At 41.4% G+C, this 18,522-nt stretch carries 13 protein-coding genes; 3 read left to right on the top strand and 10 right to left on the bottom strand.

Going from position 1 to position 18,522, the window contains the following annotated elements; translation table 11 throughout:
* Window positions 1–813: 813 nt before the first annotated feature.
* Complete coding sequence (locus TOL9009_RS0103265; RefSeq protein ID WP_260675824.1) at window positions 814–4,644, bottom strand: hypothetical protein; 3,831 nt, start codon at window positions 4,642–4,644, stop codon at window positions 814–816.
* Window positions 4,645–5,204: 560 nt separating this feature from the next.
* Window positions 5,205–6,386, bottom strand: a complete 1,182-nt coding sequence (locus TOL9009_RS0103260) for a ParB N-terminal domain-containing protein (RefSeq protein ID WP_029631136.1) — start codon at window positions 6,384–6,386, stop codon at window positions 5,205–5,207.
* 1,011 nt (window positions 6,387–7,397) lie between these two features.
* On the opposite strand from TOL9009_RS0103260, the gene TOL9009_RS0103255 reads away from it, so the two are divergent.
* Window positions 7,398–7,919 carry a helix-turn-helix domain-containing protein gene (locus TOL9009_RS0103255; protein WP_029631134.1) on the top strand — a complete coding sequence of 174 codons (522 nt, stop codon included), beginning with the start codon at window positions 7,398–7,400 and terminating at the stop codon, window positions 7,917–7,919.
* A 132-nt stretch (window positions 7,920–8,051) separates the two neighbouring features.
* Here TOL9009_RS0103255 and TOL9009_RS37830 read toward each other — a convergent pair whose 3' ends face one another.
* On the bottom strand, window positions 8,052–8,771 hold the full coding sequence (locus TOL9009_RS37830) for an iron-containing redox enzyme family protein (protein WP_063628672.1): 720 nt from the start codon (window positions 8,769–8,771) through the stop codon (window positions 8,052–8,054).
* Between the two features lie 410 nt (window positions 8,772–9,181).
* Here TOL9009_RS37830 and TOL9009_RS37825 point away from each other — a divergent pair, with 410 nt between their 5' ends.
* Together TOL9009_RS37825 and TOL9009_RS0103240 are read left to right on the top strand one after the other, a co-directional pair.
* Window positions 9,182–9,604, top strand: a complete 423-nt coding sequence (locus TOL9009_RS37825) for a hypothetical protein (protein WP_063628671.1) — start codon at window positions 9,182–9,184, stop codon at window positions 9,602–9,604.
* A gap of 100 nt (window positions 9,605–9,704) precedes the next feature.
* Window positions 9,705–10,694, top strand: a complete 990-nt coding sequence (locus tag TOL9009_RS0103240) for a GntR family transcriptional regulator (RefSeq protein ID WP_038295908.1) — start codon at window positions 9,705–9,707, stop codon at window positions 10,692–10,694.
* Window positions 10,695–11,153: 459 nt separating this feature from the next.
* Here the strand turns inward: TOL9009_RS0103240 and TOL9009_RS0103235 are convergent, their stop codons facing one another.
* The 7 genes from TOL9009_RS0103235 to TOL9009_RS37820 form a co-directional block, all read right to left on the bottom strand.
* The gene (locus TOL9009_RS0103235) at window positions 11,154–11,333 is read right to left on the bottom strand and encodes a heavy-metal-associated domain-containing protein (RefSeq protein WP_029631131.1); all 180 of its coding nucleotides are present in this window, start codon (window positions 11,331–11,333) and stop codon (window positions 11,154–11,156) included.
* A 228-nt stretch (window positions 11,334–11,561) separates the two neighbouring features.
* On the bottom strand, window positions 11,562–11,978 hold the full coding sequence (locus TOL9009_RS0103230) for a heavy metal-responsive transcriptional regulator (protein ID WP_029631129.1): 417 nt from the start codon (window positions 11,976–11,978) through the stop codon (window positions 11,562–11,564).
* Window positions 11,979–12,083: 105 nt separating this feature from the next.
* Window positions 12,084–12,605, bottom strand: coding sequence for a cupredoxin domain-containing protein (locus TOL9009_RS0103225; RefSeq protein ID WP_029631127.1), 522 nt, complete (start codon window positions 12,603–12,605; stop codon window positions 12,084–12,086).
* Between the two features lie 11 nt (window positions 12,606–12,616).
* On the bottom strand, window positions 12,617–14,887 hold the full coding sequence (locus TOL9009_RS0103220) for a heavy metal translocating P-type ATPase (protein WP_084763095.1): 2,271 nt from the start codon (window positions 14,885–14,887) through the stop codon (window positions 12,617–12,619).
* 225 nt (window positions 14,888–15,112) lie between these two features.
* The gene (locus TOL9009_RS46825; protein ID WP_186227465.1) at window positions 15,113–15,265 is read right to left on the bottom strand and encodes a hypothetical protein; all 153 of its coding nucleotides are present in this window, start codon (window positions 15,263–15,265) and stop codon (window positions 15,113–15,115) included.
* A 76-nt stretch (window positions 15,266–15,341) separates the two neighbouring features.
* Window positions 15,342–16,559, bottom strand: coding sequence for an FAD-dependent oxidoreductase (locus TOL9009_RS0103210; RefSeq protein ID WP_029631123.1), 1,218 nt, complete (start codon window positions 16,557–16,559; stop codon window positions 15,342–15,344).
* Window positions 16,560–16,625: 66 nt separating this feature from the next.
* Window positions 16,626–18,041: a phytoene desaturase family protein gene (locus tag TOL9009_RS37820; RefSeq protein WP_144238134.1), complete on the bottom strand. Its 1,416-nt coding sequence runs from the start codon at window positions 18,039–18,041 to the stop codon at window positions 16,626–16,628.
* Window positions 18,042–18,522: the final 481 nt, after the last annotated feature.

Raw genomic sequence — 18,522 nt, 5'->3', positions numbered from 1 at the left:
ATAAATCTAATTTTTATGTCGGCAGTAAATTATGCAAATTGCTTATAAATGTTAAATAAAGGTCAACATAAGATATCTATTACTTAATATTGCTTGAGCGCAATTTAGATAAAATCAGAATATAAATATTGGTCATGAGCCATAATCCAAGATAATTTGTCAGAAATTAACCTTAGTATCGCGATTCCATTTCAGTATAGAAACAAACTAGTATTCTATTTGTTTTGCCACTTAACTATTAAATGTAAATTCAATCAAAGTTTTTAGATGTAAAAAACTATTAACTTTGTATTTAAAACTTATATACAAAATTAATAGTTTTTGGCTGTCAAATACCTTTAAATATTTAATAAACCAATTAAAAATACAAATTTGATATTTGCTAAATAAAATTGTCTACAAAGTAAAAATCAAAAAAGTATATTTCTATTTTTGAGACAAGTTTGGGTTGTAATTTAAATACCATTCAACAATTGATGCATCCCATCGACGTAAGGGAGATCCAAAAAATTATCAACAGGCATAACCGCGTCTTCCGCGATACCCAACCAACCAATGGCTATACATGGCTGGATATTTTATTGTAACTGCCTAAGCCTCACCTCATATCAAATAGGAACAATTTCGGCATCAGTCATATCAGTAAAGTGCATTCGAGATTTTTTGCACTCAACGGTACTATATATTTTTAGTAAAAATAAATGGCGTATTACTTTATTAATATTAATCCTTTTGTTTTCAAATACTGCCATACCAACAGTTTCCAGTAAGTATATAATCAACTGGTTAAGCATACCTATTAATTCAACAACTTTAACAGGTATCCAGCAAGGGAGATAACTCCTCAATTAACCATTCCATACCAAACCCAATTATCTTCATCACACAAAAAGCATATCTCAACAATTGCGACCGCACATCAATTAATACGTGTTGGAGAATAGCCCCAAAGCGAGTTCCCATTAATAAAGCAAACTCCACCAAACCCACAACTGCCTTGATTGGGGATTCCTGACTCAATAAGGGCAGATAAACTTTGGCATAAAAAGGCTCATGCTCTTGGAGTGGTGGTAATTCTCCTTTTTCCCCTAACGATTTAATTATTGCTGCTATCGTCTGAGGCAATCCCTTCCAACCCCCCAAACTTTTATTGGCAATCTGACTTATCCGCTCCTGACTAACCGCATGGTCGGGATACTTTTCTTTTAATTCCTCCTCAATTTTTTCTTGAGTAGGTTTTATCTGACACGCGATTAAATCAGCGCAAGCTTTAACAATCGCTATTTTAGTTTGCTCCCCATAATCGGCAGCCCTGAAATCGATTTCAATTGCCTGCTTGGTTTCAAACTTACATCCTGGAAGTTCCACTTGGAAAAACTCCAAATCAAAATCCCCGACGAAATAATAAATCAATTCCTCCTCCGGGCGCAAGTGCGATCGCAAGCGACCGGCTTCTTGTAATATCTCGGCACGGACAAAAGAATCGATAAATTCCTGGTAATCAAGGTCGCTCCGCTGTTGCACAAGAGCATAGTCGTTAGTACCTTGCTTGCCAAACCCTGCTGCCATGAGCTTTCTTCGCTCCTCTTTGTCTTTTCCCTCCAAGTCGGGGCTAACCCCCATCAATATCTGATACTCGGCAGCCAGTTCCCCAATATTCGGGTACGGTATACCCATCGATACCAATACGTTGGCATCTTTGAAGCGGTTTACCCCCCGACTATCTCTAAAATGGTAGCCATCCCCATCCAAGGCAAAGGCTTTTCTTTCAATAATCGCGACACTCAACCCCTGGTATTTATTAATAATACCCTCGCGACATGCCATCACCCGTGCTATCATACTTTCTCGGCGATCGCGCCCAAGTACCCCCATCCCTGTAACCTGAATGACAGTCAAGTTCTCATAACTAGGGACAACTTGCTCAATTTGGAGGATATTCTCAACCCCCACACCTAGCTTGAGAGCAAGGTAGCGAACATCCATCGTGCCATCTAAATAAATATTAAATTTAGCAGCACGGGCTACTTCCTGATGGCGATTGTCGGCTACGTATATCGATAATATTCCTTTATCGAAATGTAATGCACCCCGTTGGAAGAACGCCCATACCTCAAGCATGGGTATCAACCAGTTGAGGGAGATAGATTCAAGGGTACGTTTGGCTTCTCTATAGCTTTCTTGACGTAGTAATTGGTTTGCTGTACGTAATTTGTCACGCTCTTTCTTATTCATGGATGTGGTATCAATTCCGTCAGTACCATCAGCCAAGAAAGATAAATCGGGTTTGAGGCAACGATCCAACTCCTCGATTGTATCGGCAATGTCTTCGGGTACTTCCAAAAGCAATTGACGTATCGCCGTGTCGTTATAACCATAGCGATCTGATTCGGGAACTCCATAAGAAAATGCAATATTTACGGATTCCTCCCCTTGCCCTTCACCCTTTACCACTTTTAGTTTTTCCCACAGCCACCGCAACTTCTCAAATATTGGGTGCAACTTGACAAATAATTCTGGGTTGCGAATTGCCAACTCTCCTACGGTTTGATTAAAATCGCTTATAGTTACTTCGATTTTCTTTTTCGTAGTAAATAACCCAGATGCCTCGTCCCAGTACATCCCCACATCGCCGTATTCATAATCATCCACCAACGGTAAACTCTGGGGATGTGCCCGGATTTCGCTGTGTTTTAATACCTCCATCCGCTTATTGCGGTAGCCGAACCCCGGACCTGTTGAAGTCTGACAAGCAAATCGCAGGTGGCAGCCTGCACAAATTGGGTTTTCTGTTCCTTCAATATTGTTAATATTTTTATTACTTAAAGCGCGGAAGGTGGGGGTGCGGTGGCAGTTACCCACGACTTTATTCGTACCTTCAGGCTCGTTTCCAGTTGGGTGGACGGTGAAAGCTCGACCCATCGGGGTGGTTCGGTTTTTGTCTATTACTAACCCATTATGGCGTGGGGGTAAATCGACAAAGTGCTTTTCCACTGTCAGTGTGGTGGGGTTGCGATGGTCGGCGGCGTTGTAAAATAATTGTCGAACATTAAACTCATGCGCTCTCATGCTCCCGGCAGTGTGAGACTTACCCACACCAGGGACGGATTTGTCGAATATATGACACCACCCTTTGGCGACAGCTTCCTTCCAGATAGTCACCCGTTCGTCACCCATATATATGATACGAGGACAGCCAAGTTTAATATATTCAGCAGGGGTCGGAAGTTGATCCGGAGTGAAGATAATTGTAGCGGTGGGCGTAGAACGTTCGCGCAACCGTTGTACTCTACGATTAAACCCACTCCCCCGTCGGAATAATTTTTTAACTTTTCTTAATTGGTATTTGACATCATCCCAGAACCTGCTGGGATTGCGCGATAAAGATTCAAACTGCGCCCAGGTGAGTATCTCGTATTCACCTGTATATTCATCTGGGTCAGCACAGGATTTATCAAGTTGTCCCCACCACGCCACCCGTAAAGTATAACCCCAACGAGTAGCCAACTCATAAGTGCGGCGGTACTGACGCATCACATTTTTATTTGCGATCGCACCCGCATCTGCCCACAGAAGGACATTTTTACAACTGCCCAACTGAGTAGAAGCAGCTTCTAAGTAGCGCTTGAATGTCTCTGGGGAAGAAGCAAACTGACCCCCTGCTGCACCAATTACAATTTGCTTACGCAACTGAGAAATAATCCAAGGTTTGAGAATACCTTCAGCTATACCAATGTAGTCTCGTAGGAGGGCGAGTCCTTCCCTAGACAAATGTGGACAGCCTTCAATCAAAAATGTCGTGGGGGATCGAGGATCTACAAAACAAGGCTGTCCACATTTGTCGTGGGTTGTTGCAGGGGGGGCAGGAAGAACAGGGGAAATCTCATTAACTAAATTTCCATTAAATTCAAAGTTATCCACAACAGGAGTGCAAAAAGTCAGTGGCAACTCTCCATTAGATAAATGTGCTGTGGGACCACCCGGACGGCGTTTAGAAGAACTAGTTGCCCAGAGATACTTAGGTATCTCCTTATCACTTTGCTCTTGTAAATTCTTTTCTTGCCCATCCGTCCTCAATTGCCAAGTAATTATTTCTCCCTTGGGATTCCACAACGGACAGATATAGCCAGATGTCCAGTTGGTGAGACTTCTACCGCTAAGAGAAACACCTGCTACTCGGTGGGAAACTTCACAACTTAGCTGCTGCCATCTCTCAATGCTTCTAAAGAAACCTGCATCTATAAGCTTATCGGACAAACCCCGATTGCGTAGGTCTTCTCGATGGTCAGAAGACAAACTAATAGAGTCAAGAAGACGGTGAATATTGCGATCGCGCTCAGTTTCGCTATTAAGTTGAGCAAGTCTATATTTTTCTTCCTTTAACCTTTGTTGCTTTTTCAACCGTAGTTGGCGTATCCACTCTTGTTTGCCATCATTACTTGTTCCTTCATCTCTAATTAGAATGCCCCAAAGACCATCTTTGGACATTTTGAGAAATTTAAAACCAGGGGGAGTGGAGTGAGCGTCAGTAACCGTCATGCACAAAGTCATGTCAGGACTGTCGTGAACGTGGCGGCATTTACCACGAGTATCACCACAAACAGTACAGGGATTATTGCGACTGGTGGAGATAAAGTTACCCATGCTCCACCACCAAATTAAAAAGCAAAGTCAAAAACACGTTTAAAATTTTCATCTCTTTCAGCACCCATTACTCGTAACTTATGCGGACGGCTGGCTGAAAACCCTTGAGGATGTGTCCGACTCAGGAGGATACATCTGTACTTCAGGCAAGGGGACGGCAGGTGCGCGTCTGCCGGGGAACCCGTCCAACGCACTGCCTCATGAAAGCCGTCACTCATGCGTTTACGCCTGAGTCATGTTCTGGTAAAATTAGGTTTAACAGGAACGGTAATCAACCTGTATAAAAACCTAAGTGCCTAACGGCAATCTGTACCTTGACAATTGAAGATATGGGGTTCTATTCCATAGTTCTAGTTCCTGCCCAGGAATAGGTAAAATCTTCATGGGGACTAGGCGATCAGAATTTCAATCAAACAAATTTTGGAATCATCCAACTACCGAGGGGCACTCGGAAAGTTAACGCTTGAGGAGAGAACCACCTCTGGATTAGATACCGCAAGGGGTCTAACCTAAGTGGACTCGTTGAATCAAGAATCCCTGTCCGCGACGGTCAGGGAGTGTCAAGCGGCGAAAATCTTATCTTTGTGGAACGCAAGATTTTCCAAAGCTTTCATTTCTGCGCTATAATCCTCCAAATTCTTTTCATATAAATCGGATTCATACATTCGCAACACGCACTCCTCAGAGTCGGTCAAATTTGGAAGTTTCAACATTTCTGCTAAAGAAACCTGAATCGGAAAAACACCAGCAAACTTATCAATCAAGCAAAATATCCTCTTCCTCTGTTGAGCGGATGGCTCGTTTTGCAATTGGGCATCAATCTGCCGAGGACGCAAATTGACAACTTCGAGGGTCATGTTCGCCAAATTTCTAAATCCAAACACGACAAATTCATTCTTTATGCCAATAACACGTCCCACAATTTCCAACTCAGGCCGCACCCGCTCGCTAAATAAATAAACCTGATCAAGCTTAAAACTACGAAACGGATTGCGATCGCCACAGAGCACCCACGCAATTCCATCACCCACACTACCGATTTCACCTGCTTCAATACGGTCTATCACTTGGTTGTAGATATCTTGGTTACAAACAAACTTGTAAGCTGCATCAATACTCCGGTTAAACTCTTTTTCCAACGCCGCCGCCGCTTTAAGTTTTCCAAATTCTTGCAATTGAGAAATAAACTCAAATACTTTTTTGCCTTTTGAATAGCTTCCACCACTCAAATCCAACTTACTAGAAACAGTTTTACGAACATCTATTCTGGACTGTTGTTGAGAAAATCTCTCATCATCTGCTTTTGTCAAATTTGACAAAAGCAAGGGTTGACGAGCATACTTAGCACCCAAGCGCTGGCGCTCTTTCGCTTTCGGCTTAAGTACAGACTCCCAATACTGTCCTTCGTGAAATTTCTGGTAATGAGTTTTTACTTCCCGATGTAGATTAAAATCTAGTACCAGCCTCAAATCTTCTTCTTTTGAAGTAGACTCAACAAATTCCACCTTCACTCTTGTAATTTCAAGCTTGCGGGCTATCTGCAACCGACACTTACCCGCCAAAACAAGATTTACACCAGTGCGCGCAGATACCTTCAAAGATTCAAGAATTCCTTTTTCAGAAATACTTTTTTCCAAAGCAGGACGATCCTCGTTTTCACCGTAAATTTCTATTAACTTTGGGTGAATGACCAATTCACCTGGGGTCAGATGAACAACCCGACTATCATCGAAATGGCGCATATTTGTACCCAGACATATTTCAACGGCATACGTCAAACACAACGAAGAATGGACTCTTACTGGCTTAGAAGGGTTTTAAGAGCAATGAAATAAAATGTAGGCGATCGTCGTACAGCGCTTCTCTTCGAGACGCTTCTCTTCGAGAGGCTCCGCCAACGCGAACGCGCATGAAAACCGCGCAAGCGTCTCGCTCCAGAAGGCGGGTCTTTGACCATCGCTCAAAACGTTTACTCAGAAAGTATTTCAAAGTTTGCGTAAGTTTGCTTACTTTGAAAGTGAGCAAAATAATACAACATTATTCTGTAAAACAAAATACTAATTGTTTGGAAAATACTGACTAAGTTCTTGTTTGGGGAAGCTATGATAAGCGCATACATTTTGTGGAGGTGCTAACTGAACACCAAGACTCTAAATATTGGTGGTGTAGCTTTGCTGCGACTTATACTTGGTTCTCGTTGCCAAAATAAATAATAAAGATAAATATGATGCAAATATTTTAAAATGTATTGAATTATACACTTTAAATAAAAAATCACATAATGCTGCGTTACCTTGCTTCTAAAAAGAGGCTCTTTAGCATTGTCAAATTTTGTAAAGTTTTTCCGAAAAATCGACATTTGCTGTTTCTTGGAGAGTCGATTTGCACGTTGAGCTAAGAACATAGTATTATGGGGGAAGTTAAGTTAGTTAAATCAGAACAGCGAAAAGGGCTTCATCAATCAACAAGACTGATGAGCTTTATTTCGCTAAACAAGTCACTGTCTAGGTGTGAAACTAATCAGTGACTCAAAACGACTGAGCAGTTATCCCGCTGGTAACGGGTGATTGTCCTTTACAAAGACTCGTGCTTAGAACACGAGTCTTTGTTGCTTTTATGCTAGAATAATAACAATATCAAGTATACCATTTATCTTAATTTTCGGCAGGAATTTCCAGCGATTTAATAATTTAGTTACAACTAAGTTAAAAACGCAAGAAATCCTGTAGAAGCCGGGTGTTAAGGAGTTTTTCATGTCTTCTAAAGCAAAAACCATATCTTTAACTGATAAACAAAAAGCGGTACTCCAACAAATTGCAACCTTGCCTAGCAGTTCTGTAAAATTGGCAAAGCGGGCACAGGTGATACTGGCTGCAACTTCCATGACCGTCAATTCAAAAATTGGCGAACAGGTAGGGATGGATAGGAATCAGGTTAGAGTGTGGAAAGAGAGATGGATAAATGCTGCTCCTGAATTATTAGATGCAGAAAAACAGGGGTTAGAGGATTTGGAGCTACAGGAAATAGTGGTTGAGTTTTTGAGTGACAAATCTCGTTCAGGAATGCCTAATCTTTTTAGCGAAGAACAGGTAAGCCAAATTCTGGCTTTAGCAAAAGCTAAAGAAGTTTTTGGGCATAAGGAAATTATAGAACTGCCGGGATATAGGGAAAGTAAGCAAATAGCTGATGAGGCTGTCAGGCTGGGCATTGTACCAAATATTTCCCCTAGAAGTGTAGGACGATTCCTGAAACAAAGAAATGCAGTAGCAGTTTAGGTTCATCAACTTTTTATTAGATTAGGTAAAACAGCTGGCTGTAAGATGCGTAGACGCGCACTTATTTTGTCGTCAGGCATCGTCTTTAATTTGTTTGGTCTAACTGTTTGGTGTCCATGTTTGTTATTTTTACTAACGCACAGCTAGTTCACGACTTATTGAACTCCCTTGAATAGACTTATCAGGCAAAATAGAGGGTTCAACATTCTGGTGTTTTGAAATACCAGTCCAAGAGTCAAGCATCCGACCGTACAAAGTCGCCATTTCCCAAGCAATTCTAGCGTAGGTCTTACCCAGAGGCGAGTCGGGAGCGCATTGAGGAATCAAATCCAGCCCCATTGCCAGGTGTTGGCGGTCAATTTCTTTATGAACTTGCCAATAGCGTCCCACTTTCAGACCCAGCGCTTCAAGTTTTAGGTTCACTTTGGAGAAGAAGTCATAAGATACTCCTTCCGAAATTAAATTTAGTGCGATTACTTGATGTGCGCTCGACTCACGTAGAACAGAGCGAAAACAATAAGCTGAAACAGCAATTGTTTCTAACGTAGCTGGTACGCTGGTTGGACTCTCGTCCGACTCTAGAAAGCCGTGTTTGTGCATCCAACCAATTAGCTGTTCGCAGTGATCTACTTCCTCCATCGCATGTAGAGCAAAACAACCTTGGAAATTTTCGTCACGACACATGGCGTAGCGCAGAGATAACGCTGAAGTAAAGTCGCGGGATTGGTAATATAACTGGCGAATCCAGCCTCTAATGTCCTCCGGCTTTGAAGATAAAGCCAGTTCTTTATAAAAATGTCCATCTTGAAGATGATTTCGATATTCTTCTGCTAAACTTAACAACCACTGCATTGGTAAAATTCCCCTTATGTACACTCAATTTTGTATTCTAGTTTGGTGAAATTTGTAAACACCAGCTATTTATAGTATATTGGTATAACAAAACTAGTCAAGTAGTATAAAGAATCTTAACGAACAGAGTTCTATTGAAAACTGCTAAGTGTTGTTACCTAAATATTGTCGGTATTGACAGCAATCTCAGGATGTATTTTATTTAATCGATAAGCAATTCTACTTAATGGAAGTCAATGTGAGTTAAAATTAGTTATCCAGCCAATATAATTGGTTAGAATACTTTGGACACAAGTATGGTAAGGTATCGTTTGCAGCCTTGCCATGCGATACAACTGAATTAAGCAAGAATTTGCGACCATTTCTGAGCGGAGATTGTCTAATATTTAGTAATTTTTTATACGTATTTTATGAATTGCTTAAATAAAGGTAAAATCCAACCTAATGCAGCTGGTATTCTCGTAGTCGATAGTAATAGGACGATGGTAAGCCTAAATCGAAATTTTTTAGATTTGTGGAGTATTTCCCAACACCATTATATGTCACGACACGATGAGGAAGTGTTGAAGTTCGTTTCTAAACAATTTGAATATCCCAAAAGCTTTTTTAAAGAGGTTCAGCAGATATACATGCAGCAGCATTTGGAGATTCATGACACTATTCAATTAAAGGATGGTCGAATATTTGAGCGACATTCGCAGCCGCAATGGTTAGAAGAAAAATATGTAGGAAGACTCTGGATGTTTTCTTGTATTGCTGAATCACGATTGGCAAATAATCTGCTCGAAAGTTCAGTAACTTCTTGTAAGTATCCAATACTTGTAAATTTCTAGATATTAATTTTATTAAATGCTTTCTTATAATGTTTAACTTACCTAATTAAAATTATCCAAAAATATGTACAATAAGTTTTGCCTATCGAGATAGATGATAATGCCTGTTCCGGATTTCCTTCCTATTGTTGTCAATTCTTCAGCACCGATAACAATTAATGCCCAGATTGCTGAACAAATTAAACTATTAATTGCTATGGGAGAGTTACACCCAGGTGATGCTTTACCAACTGTTACTCAATTAGCCAAACAAGTAGGTGTCAATCACAATACCCTTGCAGCAGTCTATAACGATTTAATATCTTCCGACTATCTAATAGCCCAAAGAGGTAAAGGAACTTTCGTCGCTAATACCCAAGTTGTACGAAATATTATTACTAACAAACAGTTCTACAATTTATTAGGTCAAGCCTTTAGTGCTGCGGCAATAATCGGATTATCTGCATCTGAATTCGGTGCTGCTGCCTATGCACAAGCAGTAATGTTAAATCGGTATTCCTCTACTTCCTTAAAGTTAGTATTTGTTGGATGTTCGCATCAGAGCGCAGATATATATGAAGCCATTAAATCAGAAATAAAAATTCCTTTATCATTTCTTCGTTTATCAGACCTAAATCCTAGTAAGCCAAACACATTACAAGAAATATTAGCTGCTGACCTTGTGATTACGACAGCGCAACATCAATGGGAGGTTATTCAATTAACGGCTCCTGAACAGGAAGTAATTTCCATCAATCTCAAGCCAGATATACAACTTCTGACACAAATTTCGTCAAAACCTCGTAACACAAAGGTACTACTTGTTAGTAGTTCAGAAACTGATAGCGAGGATATGAAACGGATTCTAGTGCAGGCTGGCATTTCCCATATAAGTTTTCAAACAATAGAATTAAAGAGTCTTGAGCAAAGTCCTCAACTTTTGTCACAATTTGATGTGATTTGCGCTTCAAAAGTAGTTGAAGACTATATATGCCAGTATAACCCCCATCCGCAGAGAGTAATGGTTTTTAATTTCAGCATTGATGAAAGTAATATGTCTGTTTTGAAAGCTCGAATCGCTACAATTCAATTGGGAAAATTGATTGGGTAGAGCTTTATGTCCCGGAATTAAGTTTATCAAATCTATAAAAATTATACTACCTGTAAAGTAACAAATTATGGCTCTGTCGTACTCATACATGCAAAATAGTATTTAAAAGTCTGAAAGTATTTCCCTATAAAGCTTTTTTCACAAACTCACCACAATCTTAGCAGGACAAGGCTTTCAGCCTGGTTAGGGTTCAATTATCATAAAGGGATCGGTAGAACCCAAATTAAATGAGCAACTTTGAGCTAGCACTAAGGTGGTAGTCATATCGCAATTGCAGTAATAAAGCGATTCATTAATTTTCCTTTATTTATTTATAACTAAACTTCTGACAAAGTTCTTTACATTTTTATGTCTAAAACAACTAATAAACTTCAATTCAAAGATAAGTATTTAACTATCAGCAGCTAACAAAATGTTAACTGCCGACAGTAGAACAATCTCAAATGTCTAAACAGGTGGTTAGCCTACAGCAGCTATTGCTTCTTTAATCGCTGTCTCTGATGCTTGAGTTTCAATTCTAACATTTTTTTTTGGATTACCTTCAATAATGGCACTAGAATCAATTGTTTTAATTGCTTGGGTAACACTATTCACGCAAGCGGAACAAGCCAGTTTCGGAACCGTAATTTGCAATGTCATAGCATTGACTTCCTCATCTAAAACGAATATTTTCCTGAAGATAGTTGAGTAGATATATGATGAATTTACTCAACCTAAAATTAGTTTAAATTCTCCAGCCTACAGGAGAGTCAAGGGGTAAAATAAAAAAATAACTAATTTATTCATAACTGGCTATTGAAAAAAAATTAACACATCAACTTTATTTAATAGGTTGATGTGTTGAAAAAAATAAATTTACTACCTTAACTATTTAAGTTCGTTCAATATAGGACAAATTGTTTGTTCAGAGCTTTCAGGTATTGTATCCCAATCCAAAAGTAATCCTTGTAACTCTTGTCTAAGAATGAATAGTTGCCGAATTTGTTCATCAATTGCTATCAGCTTATCTTGCAGTTTCGGTTTTATGTGTTCGCATGGTAATTCACCCCCATCATGAACATCCAAAAAATCTTTGATTTCTGATAAGCTTAACCCAAGACTTTGGGCACGTTTGATAAAGTGCAAGCGAGCCAAAACATCGGAGTCAAACAGCCTAAATCCACCCTCAGTTCTACCGGAAACTTTAAGTAAACCTAGCTCATCATAGTAGCGAATAGTTTTAATTGAGACGCCACTTTCCTTGGCAACTGAACCAATGAGTTTTGACTTTTCTTGAACTAACATACTCAGATGCTCCTTGGTTAGATAAAACCCCTAACATTATTCTAAACTCTCCAGCTAACTAGAGAGTCAACAGAAAACTGCATCCCGAAACTTTATCAGTGCCCATTACCTGACTTCCACCACACCGCGAAACATATTCATACCACAAGCAAAAGTGTATTGACCGGGTTGTTGAGGTGTAAATTCAATTGGAGTGACTTGATTGAGTTCTAAATATGAAGCAATATGAAAATCAGGCAACATAACTTGTTCTAAACAGCCACTAGGGTCGTGACGTAGAAAATTAAGTCGGACTGGTTGACCCGCATTGACCACTACTCTACTTGGTTCATAGCCTCCATCTACGGTAATGGTAACTTCTTGAATGCCTTGATGAGTTTCTGCTTTTTCCGACTTGGGTTTGCTAAGTAGAAACCACCATATCTCCAGTCCGATTAATCCCAAACCTCCTGCTGTAACTGCACCTTTTAGCCACAGAGGTTGCTCGATGCGGTGGAATTGGTTTGTTTGTGAATTTTCGCTGCTTGGCATGGAATGAGTCATCTGGGAATCTGCTTTTCCTTCCACGACCCCAAACGCAAATCCAAGACTGACTAAACTGCCAACAACTGCCTTTTTAATAAACATTTGCTGCCTCCTTATACGATCGCTTTGGCTTTGAAGTTACGCAAACGTAGGGCATTCGTAACCACTGAGAGCGAGGAAAGAGCCATTGCAGCACCTGCGATAATGGGGTTAAGCAACCAACCGAAAATGGGGAAGAGAATACCAGCAGCAATCGGGATTCCGGCAACGTTGTAAATAAAAGCGAAAAATAAATTTTGCCGGATGTTGCGAATTGTAGCGCGGCTTAATTGAATCGCAGTAACGATGCTTCGTAAATCACCAGAAATAAGTGTGATGTCACTAGCCGCGATCGCTACATCTGTCCCCGTTCCAATTGCCATTCCCACATCGGCTTGTGCTAAAGCTGGTGCATCATTGATCCCATCACCAACCATTGCCACAATATGCCCTTTTGATTGTAGTTTCTTTACTGTAGCAGCCTTTTGGTCGGGGCGGACTTCAGCTAAGATGCGCTTGATACCAACCTCATTCGCGATCGCTTCTGCGGTGCGTTGATTGTCTCCTGTGAGCATCACTACCTCTAAACCCAGTTTTTGCAAAGCGCGAATTGCTTGTACGGAAGTCGGTTTAATTGCATCAGCAATGCCCATTAATCCTTGAATTTTTCCGTCAACCGCAATCCAAATCGCTGTTTTGCCCAAATACTCCAAACGCTCTTTATCTTGCTGCAAAGCTATTGTGTCAATGCCCAATTCTTCCATCCAGCGTTGCGTACCAATTTGCACCAGACGAGCGGAAACTATACCTTGTACACCGCTACCTGCAACTGCCTCAAAATCTCTAACAGACGCGATATATCGCGTCTCTACTTCTTGAGATTCAGCGTATCTCACAACTGCTTCTGCTAGGGGATGCTCGGAATTACGTTCTACAGATGCTGCTAGTTGCACCAACTTGATTTCGTTCCCATTGGCAGTACCGTTGACTGTGACAAAATCCGTAACTGTTGGTTTACCTTGAGTGATGGTTCCAGTTTTGTCTAGCACAATTGTTTGAATTTTGTGTGCCAATTCTAGACTTTCGGCACCTTTAATTAAAATACCATTTTCTGCACCTTTACCAGTTCCTACCATCACAGAAGTTGGTGTCGCTAAACCCAACGCACAAGGACAAGCGATAATTAACACTCCAACTGTAGTCAGCAGTGCTAGGGTAATGTTGCCCATGAAATTGAACCAGATAATGAAAGTGAGTAGAGCGATCGCAATCACCGCAGGTACAAACCATCCGGTTACAGAGTCTGCTAATCTTTGAATTGGGGCTTTAGAACCTTGAGCTTGCTGGACTAATTGGACAATCTGCGCTAGCACGGTGTCACTTCCAACTCGTGTTGCTCGAAACTTGAAACTTCCAGTTTTGTTGATGGTGGCTCCAATCACTTCATCACCTAATTGCTTTTTGACAGGTAAACTTTCCCCTGTCACCATCGCTTCATCAATTGTGGAAGTCCCCTCAACTACTTCCCCGTCAACGGGAATTTTCTCACCAGGACGAACCAGTACCACATCTCCAATTTGCACTTCTGCAATCGGAACATCAATTTCTCGTCCATTGCGAATCAAACGGGCTGTTTTAGCTTGCAACCCGATGAGCTTACGGATAGCTGACGAAGTTTGTCCTCTAGCGCGATTTTCAAACAACCGTCCTAGTAGAATTAGGGTAATAACGACAGTAGCAGTTTCATAATATACATCTGGCATTAAACCCTGATTGACGAAAAAGCTGGGAAATAAAGTGGCAAAAAGCGAATAGAAATACGCCGCACTTGTACCTAAGGTAATCAAAGTATCCATTGTGGCAACATGGCGCTTTAAAGCTTTCCAGGCATTGACGTAGAAAGAGTAACCACACCAAAACTGTACCGGGGTAGTTAGTATCAACTGTACCCAAGGATTGTGCAACCACACAGGAATAAAGAGTAAGTTTAATCCCGTCATCATTGGCAATGAACCAATGAGCAACACAGTGCCAATTATGCCTCCCACCGTCACCTTTGCTTTTAAATCGCGGGATTCTTTTAAACGATGTTTTTTCTCAGCATCATCTTCTCCTGCCATCAGGTTTTGTTCTTGCAAGGGGTAAGCAGAGTAACCTGCTGCATCCACTGCCTCTTGAATAACTTCTAAATCAGTTCTTCTAGGGTCATACTGAATAGTTGCCTGTTCTGCCCCAAAATTCACGATACATTCGTTGACACCGGGCACAGAACTAATTGCGTCTTCAATGCTTCTGGCACATGAGGCGCAACTCATGCCGCGTAGCTTAAGTGTAGTATTTTCCATTATACTCCTGATTACCAAATGGCATTGACTAATAACTATCTTCATCTTGAATCCTCCTGTTGGCTGGAGAGTCAAGAGGTGTGTAGAAAATTTTTGATTATTCTGGTCAAATGCTTGGAATAGCTGAAATTAGGCACAGGTAGAGTTTTGAGGACAGTGGTTGCTTTCGGGTTACGATCAGTATTAAATCTACTTACTTTTTTACAGTTTTCTCAGTTGATCGCGTCATTGAAACCAGAATACGGCGATCGCAACCAGTGCAAGTCCTAATAGCAATCCAAATATGGCATTCTCTCCTGATTTTGTGAAAATATAAAAAACCAGAACCTGGTAAAACGACTGAAGCCAGACATCTAAGCATTTAGCTGTTGTAGGCATTGAGAGGATTTACTTACAACACTTTCTTCAGCTTGCTTGAAACTTTTTTGTTTGATCAAGGAGCTAGAATCAAAGCTTAACCGATGAGTTGAGCGACTCGAAAGGCAGAGGCGATCGCTCCTTCATGTAAGCCATCCCCTAGGTAGGCTCCGGCATGGTAGGTGTTGTTCTCGCCGTTAGTGGCAACTACTTCATCTCGGTATCGAAAGGATTCAGTGGTATACATTGGGGTGTGGTGTTTCTGAATGTGAATGATGCGATCGGGTGCAATCAACTCCTCTAGTTGGAATGATAAAAAATTATGCTGTGGCGACGAGATACCGCAAAGCTGATTTAGGCAGCTGTTATAGCCCCAGCGACTGTCTGGCTTTTGGAAGTAATCAAACTCTGAGGGTTGTGTAATGCCATGTCGGGCGTACATAGAAATATCTCTATGAACTAAGGTCGTTGCATGGTTGGCTTTCCAGGCATAAAACCGTTTGGTTTCAGTATCGGTTGGATCTGCTAACAGCGCCATTACCTGGTCAGGGGGCGTAGCAAACACGACTTTATCAAACTCCAGAATTTCACCCATTGATCGCACAATTTTTACAGCATCCGGGCTTCTGGAAATATGGTCAATTTCTACATTCAGCAAAATCTCGCCTTTAAATCGCGCCAGGATTTTTTCAATGTAAGAATACACGCCGCCTTTAACCCTGACCCAGTTGACCGCGAGATAGTCACGTAAAGTAGGGATTGCCAACTCTGCTGGAAAATCATCAATCAGTTCAAATGGGATTGAATAGCTATACATAACCACCAACTTCAGCCAGGTATCGCGGCTACCGGAGCCTTCCAAATATTCCGACAGCGGACGATTGGACAAATTTTGCAAGTTAGCAAATCGCGTTCTCAGCCATAATCCAGCGGAACGGGCATAGATGGTATCGAGGCGTAACTGTTCGATCAGCCCGTGGATACCTGCGAAGTTTTTCTCGATGGTGACTGCCGATAGAAAGTGGCTGCCATCTTTGAGAAACATTGCTGAACCAATATCGACGGGTTCTAATTCTATCCCTAGCTCTTGCATCAGCGCGATAAAGTTGTAAAACACAGTTGGAAATTCGAGCACCCCACTTTCCAAAATTTCATCGCAATCGGCTTGGTTCGGCTTCACGTTTTTGTTCAGTGTCTGAATATGCCCTCCCAACATGGGCTGCCGCTCAAACACGGTGACATGATGCCCTTCTTTATCAAGCAGGTAAGCTGTAGCCATCCCACTGCCTCCGCCACCAATAACAGCGATTCTCATAATTTACCTCTAAGTTTATGAAATGGATAATGTGCCGCAGCTACGCCCGTCGTAGACATCGCCTGTTTAGCCATTGCCTAAAAGCACGTCGCCCGATAATCGTTGATAGAGCAATGCCCCTGTCCAAAATGTGGGGGCAAAGCCCGGATAGCCCGATGAGGCATTGCAGAAATAAAAATGGTTAAGGGAGGTTTCGTGATTCAGTCGCCCCATACCCATATTGCGCGGTGTCAGACTGGAGCCGTAGGAATTTCCATTGGGACACCAGCAAAAACGCTCATTGGTAGTAGGGCTGCCCGTGATATGAAAAACCATGTGTTTTCTAAAATTTGGCACATAGTGTTCTTCCACGACATCCAGGATGGAGTCTAAGATTTCTTGTTTTTTCTGGCTGTAAGCTTTATGGTCGCTCTCCCGTAATTGCTTGAAATAGTCGTAATTAGCAACGGTGAGGAATTCGACAATCTGGCAGTCCTCTGGGCAGTCCCGACCCGCTTCTGTAAGTAAAGTGGGCGTTGTGATGGCAAAACTAGGATTAGAAAAGTCATGGCGATCGTACATCTGCGCGAAAGCTTCATTTAGATCGTGATGCCCAGTATGCGAGAGATTCCACTTGCCAAATCCATAGTCTCGGAGGTCGATATCTTTGACGACACAATAAGCCATGAAGTTAGATGCCGAATATTCATAATTGAGTTTTCGGCGTACAGTTTTGGAGAACTTTTCCTCACCAATCATTTTGGCGGCTTTTTTGGGGTCAATATTGCAAATCACAGTATCACCTGTAAATTCATGGGTTTGATGGGTGGTGAGATCCATCGCCTGAACTCCCGTAACCGTTCTGTCTGTGACTCTAAAATTCGTGACTTCATGGTTGAGTAGCACCTGTCCTCCATGCGATTCGATGACACTGACCAACGAATTAATCACATGCTCAAAATGCTGGGTTGGGTAAAATGCGCCTGCTTGATAGCCTCGGAACAATATAACCCAAGCATAGAAGGAGAGTTGATTTGGAGGCAGCAAAAAATCAAGCCATTGCAGGGCTAATAGGGTTTGGGCGGCTTGGGGTAGCTGAAACTTGTCAAATACATCCTGAAGTGTGCTGTTGAGATGCTGGATGGTACAGAATATTTCACTTGCATGGCTGAGTAGTTCAGTTGGCTTGAGCGGCGGAGCGAGTTTTTTCAAGCCTGCACCAGTCTTTTCCACTTCGTTGACGAATTGGCGAATGCGATCGCAATGAGCAGGAAACAAAGCAGACAATCGCTGGATCAGTTCTTCTGACTCCGAAGGAATATTCATCGCATAGCCTGGCATTCGCATGTGATCAAAGCCATTTGGGTCATACCGCTCAAAGGTCACTTCCTGATCCAAGCCCAGTTTTTTGAGTACCCGATTGACGGTTTGTCCTTCACCGCAGTCCCAGACATAGTGAAATTGGGCATTAAACGTATATTTCTTAGCTGTAATAACCTGCAATACTAATCACTCAAACCTGCAATCAACGCATTTCCAAACCAGGATTATTTGCAACTATAATTACACTTCAACCAGGATTAATTGCAACTGAGCCAGGATTAACTGCAACCAACCTGCAATCATCGGTTTCAACCAGGATTATTTGCAACTAAGCCAAAGTCCTGTCAAACAGGAGTTTGGGAGTTTACTTAAAAACTGCTTCAACTTTACAAAAATATATTAAAATTTGAACCAGAATTAATTGCAACTATAAGGTCAAATAAACGGTCGTTTTTTTAACTGTTATGACCACCCAGATTGCAAACCAGAAACCGAATCAAGTTTAGTAACGAAACTCGGTAATTATATCAAAGTCAACATACCCTGTTAAGTAACGAGTATATGTACTTGTTAAGGGTTCAAAGTATGTTAATAGGTTATGCCCGAATTTCAACAGATGACCAGAATCTGAACCTGCAAATGGATGCTTTGCAGCTTGCTG

Source organism: [Scytonema hofmanni] UTEX 2349 (assembly GCF_000582685.1).
In the GTDB taxonomy this organism is placed as follows: Bacteria; Cyanobacteriota; Cyanobacteriia; order Cyanobacteriales; family Nostocaceae; genus Hassallia; species Hassallia hofmanni.
The sequence above is the reverse complement of the archived record's forward strand: the minus strand, read 5'-3'. Positions and strand labels throughout refer to the sequence as shown.